General features: G+C 58.2%; 1 protein-coding gene. It reads left to right on the forward strand.

The features are described 5' to 3' along the window. Positions 1 to 63: 63 nt before the first annotated feature. Positions 64 to 1,215: an IS110 family transposase gene (locus tag AX709_RS08365; protein WP_066110912.1), complete on the forward strand. Its 1,152-nt coding sequence runs from the start codon at positions 64 to 66 to the stop codon at positions 1,213 to 1,215. The last annotated feature ends 307 nt before the right edge of the window (positions 1,216 to 1,522 follow it).

Here is a 1,522-nt window from a genome sequence, read left to right on the forward strand (position 1 = left end):
TAGATCCTATGCAGGCCGGATCGGCTATGCCGTTGTTCCGTCAAACCCCACGGAGAACGCTACATGGAGAACTCGTCGTCAGATTACTGCCCCAAGACTTCTGTCATTGTCAGCGTTGAGCTCAGCAAGCGCAACTGGCTTGTTGCCTCGCTCTCGCCAGGAGCGGCGAAGCCTTCGCTGCGGACAATTCCTGCCGGGAACAGCGCGGCACTGATCAGTCACCTTCGCAATCTTGAGTGCAAGGCCGCTGATCGTATCGGTGAACCTGCCGCCATTCGCCTGTGCTTCGAGATTGGATATGATGGCTTCTGGCTCGCAAGGCTACTGCGGTCGAACGACATCGATACCTATGTGCTGGATCCCGCCAGCTTCCTCGTGTCGCGGCGAGGCAGGCGCGCAAAAACCGACCGGATCGACGCCGAAGCAATGATCGGGATCCTCAAAGCCTATCTCGCTGGCGACAAAAGCGTGTGCCGTGTCGTGGACGTGCCCTCTCCCGAGGAAGAGGACGCGCGCCGAGTAATGCGGGAGCGCGGCGATCTCGTGCACGAGCGCACCCGAATTATCTCTCGGATCAGGGGGCTACTTGCATTACAGGGCATACGATCTGTCAAAGCCATCAAGGGCGGTGACTGGTCAAAACAGCTCGACGACATGCGCACCGGCGATGGGCGGCCTTTGCCACCAAACCTTCGTCGACAAATTGAGCGCTGTTTCGAACGGCTCGCGTTGCTCAACGATCAGATCAAGGACATCGAGCGGGACCGCGCTGAAGTTGTGCTCCATGAGGAGTCTACCTTCCCATGCCGAGAGAAAGCGGTTCGCCTTGAGCAGCTGAAGGGCATTGGTCCGAACAGCGCGGCAATGTTGGTTGCAGAGGTTTTCTGCCGAAAGTTCGAAAGCCGACGACACGTCGCGGCCTTCCTTGGGTTAGCTCCGGCGCCCTTCGCCAGCGGCGACGTGTCGCGTGATCAGGGCATCAGCAAAGCCGGTAACCGAAGCACACGTGTGCAGATGGTGGAGCTTGCGTGGTGTTGGTTGAAATATCAGCCAAGTAGCGAACTGACCGTTTGGTATCGCAACCGGTTCAAAGGCAACGGCGCTCGCGCGGCAAAGGTGGGGATCGTTGCGCTCGCCCGAAAATTGTTAATCGCGCTTTGGCGCTTTGCGGAGACCGGTCTGGTCCCTCAAGGTGCCGAGCTCCGCGCCGCCTGATGCTTATGTTGCAACAGGCTCGATAAGGCGACGCGGATTGGTGTGATGTGTGACCGGGAAAGTTGATGGCGCCTGAAAACGCCCAGTAGTAGTTTGGTCCGCATCCGCCTTTGCTCGATCCGGGGATGTGAATACGGATTATGGTACGCGGCCACGGCCTCGACCGGATACAAGTCTATGCACGGATAGTGCATCAGCTGACCTCGGAACTAATGAAGCCAATCCTTGAGCATTGCGTGTGGGGGCCCCCAACCCGTCAACAGAAGGAACCGTTCAATGCGAACTTGACAAGGCCCGGATCATACAA

The sequence above is a fragment of the Sphingomonas sp. CCH15-F11 genome, from assembly GCF_001557005.1.
Lineage (GTDB): Bacteria > Pseudomonadota > Alphaproteobacteria > Sphingomonadales > Sphingomonadaceae > Sphingomonas.